3 protein-coding genes are annotated in these 2,510 nt (G+C 70.8%); 1 reads left to right on the top strand and 2 read right to left on the bottom strand.

From position 1 onward, the window contains the following. Together AOZ49_RS23700 and AOZ49_RS23695 are read right to left on the bottom strand one after the other, a co-directional pair. A partial coding sequence (locus AOZ49_RS23700) for a tripartite tricarboxylate transporter substrate binding protein (RefSeq protein WP_054478153.1) occupies positions 1–724 on the bottom strand: 724 nt, incomplete at its 3' end. Between the two features lie 64 nt (positions 725–788). Further along, positions 789–1,769, bottom strand: a complete 981-nt coding sequence (locus tag AOZ49_RS23695) for a Bug family tripartite tricarboxylate transporter substrate binding protein (RefSeq protein WP_054478057.1) — start codon at positions 1,767–1,769, stop codon at positions 789–791. Between the two features lie 166 nt (positions 1,770–1,935). Between AOZ49_RS23695 and AOZ49_RS23690 the strand changes: the two genes are divergently transcribed. Beyond that, positions 1,936–2,358: a hypothetical protein gene (locus AOZ49_RS23690; RefSeq protein ID WP_054478152.1), complete on the top strand. Its 423-nt coding sequence runs from the start codon at positions 1,936–1,938 to the stop codon at positions 2,356–2,358. The last annotated feature ends 152 nt before the right edge of the window (positions 2,359–2,510 follow it).

The raw sequence follows: 2,510 nt of genomic DNA, 5'->3' as shown, positions 1-2,510 counted from the left end.
CCGCGCCCGCCACGCCGGCCTCGGCCAGCGTCGGCACGTCCGGCAGCAGCGGCGAACGCTTGTCCGACGCATAGGCCAGCGCCAGCAAGCGCCCCTGGCGGATGAACGGCAGGCTGGCCGACAGATTCAGCATGGCCAGGTCGGTCTGGCCGCCGACCACGTCGTTGATGGCGGGCGAGGCGCCGGCATAGGGAATATGGTTCAGCTGCACCCCGGCGACCTGCTGGAACAGCTCGGCGCCCAGGTGCGTGGCGCCGCCCACGCCGGCCGAGCCGTAGCTCCACTTGCCGGGTTCGGCCTTGGCGCGGGCGATCAGCTCGGCCACCGAGCGGATGCCGCGCGACGGATTGACCACCAGCATGATGGGCTGCACCGCCACCACCGAGCAGAAGGCGAAGCCCTTGACGCCGTCGTACGCGGTCTTCTGCATCAGCGGCGTGACCACATGGCCGGCCGAGGTGCCCAGCAGCAGCGTGTAGCCGTCCGGCTTGGCGCGCGCCACGAAGCCGGTGCCGATGGAGGCGCCGCCGCCGGCCTTGTTCTCCACCACCACCGGCTGGCCCAGGCGCTTTTCCAGCGCCCGCGCCAGGCTGCGCGCCACCACGTCGGCGGGGCCGCCGGCGGCATAGGGATTGACCAGGATGACGGGTCGGTCGGGATAGGCCGCCGCCGCGGACGCGGCGCCGACGGACAGGGCCACCGTCGCCAACAGGGATCGAAGCATCAATCGCATGGGATTTCCTTCCAGGGGCCCGGCCGCCGGGCGGGCCGCGAGCCGGGCCGTGGCCTCAATCGGCGCGCGCGCCGGACTGTTCGATGATGCGCGCCCATTTCGCCGTATCGACGCGGATGCGTTCGGCGAAGGCTTCGGGCGTGCTGTGGGTGGTCTGGATGCCGTAGCCGGCCATGCGCTCGACCATCTGCGGCGCGGTCATCACCGCCTCGATATCGGCGTTCAGCCGATCGATGATCGCGCGCGGCGTGCCCGCCGGCGCCAGCACGCCGGACCACAGGCTGACTTCGTAGTCCTCGAACCCCGGCGTCTCCGACATCGATGGCACATCGGGCAGCGCCGCCAGCCGCTGGCGGCTGGTCACGGCCAGCGCCCGCACCTTGCCCTGCCTGACCTGCTCGATGAAGTTGGACGAGGTGTCGATCATCATCGAGATGCGGCCGGCCAGGAAGTCGTTGATGGCGCCCGAGGTGCCCTTGTAGGGAATGTGGCGGATGTCGGCATGCGTCGCCGTCTTGAACATCTCGCCCGCCAGGTGGCTGGTGGTGCCGTTGCCCGAGGAGCTGAAGGTCAGCTCGCCCGGCCGCTGCCGCGCCAGTTCGGCCAGCGCGGCCACCGAATCGACCTTCAGCGCGGGGTTGACCACCAGCAGATTGGAAGTCAGGTTGGTCAGCGACACCGGCGCGAAGCTGCGCTGCGGGTCGTAGCGCAGCTTGGGGTACAGCGACGGGTTGATGGTCAGCACGCCCATGGTCGAGTACAGCAGCGTGTAGCCGTCGGGCGCGGCGGTGGCCACGGCCTCGGCGCCAATCGCGCCGCCGGCCCCGCCGCGGTTCTCCACCACGACGGTCTGGCCGAGCTTTTCGCCCAGGCCCTGCGCCAGCGAGCGCGCCATCAGGTCGGTGGCCCCGCCGGCCGGGAACGGCACGATCAGTTTGACCGGCCGGTCGGGATAGGCCCCGGCCGCCACGGCCGCCGATATCAGGCCCGCACCGAGCCACAGGCTGACCGCGGTCAGCGCACTTGCCATTCTCATGCTGTCTCCACCCTGGGGGTTTTTGTGTTTGCAGCATGGTAGGCGCGGGCCGGCGGCGGCGCTATGCGCGGGATCGCATATCTGCTTTGTGCGGACGCGGGGCGGCCGTCCCGAGGATCGGCTATCGTCTGACCCAGCCCCCGTGTTCACGCATCACGCCTTCGCCATGTCCCGCCGCCCCGACCCGTTCCAGCCCCCCGCCCGGCGCCGCGCCGCCCGCGTCAATTCGCTGCTGTGGATCCTCGACCCCATCGAGCGCGACGCCGGCTACCTGCACCGCAAGATGTTCGGCTGCGACGCCGCCTACCTGGACGGCGCCTTGTACCTGGTGGTGGCCGACCGCGAGGAACCCTTCAGCGGCGTGCTGGTGTGTTCCTCGCAGGACCGCCATGCGGCGCTGCTGGCCGAGCTGCCAAGCCTGCTGCCGCATCCGGTGCTGGGCAAGTGGCTGTATCTGCCGCAGACCGACGAGGCCTTCGAAAGCGTCGCGGCCCGGCTGGTGGAGTTGGCGTTGGCGCGCGACCCGCGCATCGGCGTGGTCCCCAAGCCGCGGGCGCGGCGGCGCAAGTCGTGGCGCGCGCAGGAATGACCGTGGCGCCATAAAGGCGGGCGAGGGATGCCTGAAAGCAGACAAGGGACGCGCGCCCCTCGCCTTGCGGGGCCGCTTTCCCTAGTTATAGAATTGCGGATCATTCTCATTATCCGGGCTGCCCGTTCACGCGCGCCCCGCCCCCCCCCCCG

This window comes from Achromobacter sp. 2789STDY5608615, assembly GCF_001298995.1.
In the GTDB taxonomy this organism is placed as follows: domain Bacteria; phylum Pseudomonadota; class Gammaproteobacteria; order Burkholderiales; family Burkholderiaceae_B; genus Achromobacter; species Achromobacter insuavis.
Note: the sequence above shows the minus strand (reverse complement) of the source record. Positions and strands in the feature narration are given on the sequence as shown.

What these genes read in the sequence shown, in the direction of transcription:
- AOZ49_RS23695 (WP_054478057.1), bottom strand. Translation starts at nt 1,769, where the DNA reads ATGAGAATGGCAAGTGCGCTGACCGCGGTCAGCCTGTGGCTCGGTGCG.
- AOZ49_RS23690 (WP_054478152.1), top strand. Translation starts at nt 1,936, where the DNA reads ATGTCCCGCCGCCCCGACCCGTTCCAGCCCCCCGCCCGGCGCCGCGCC.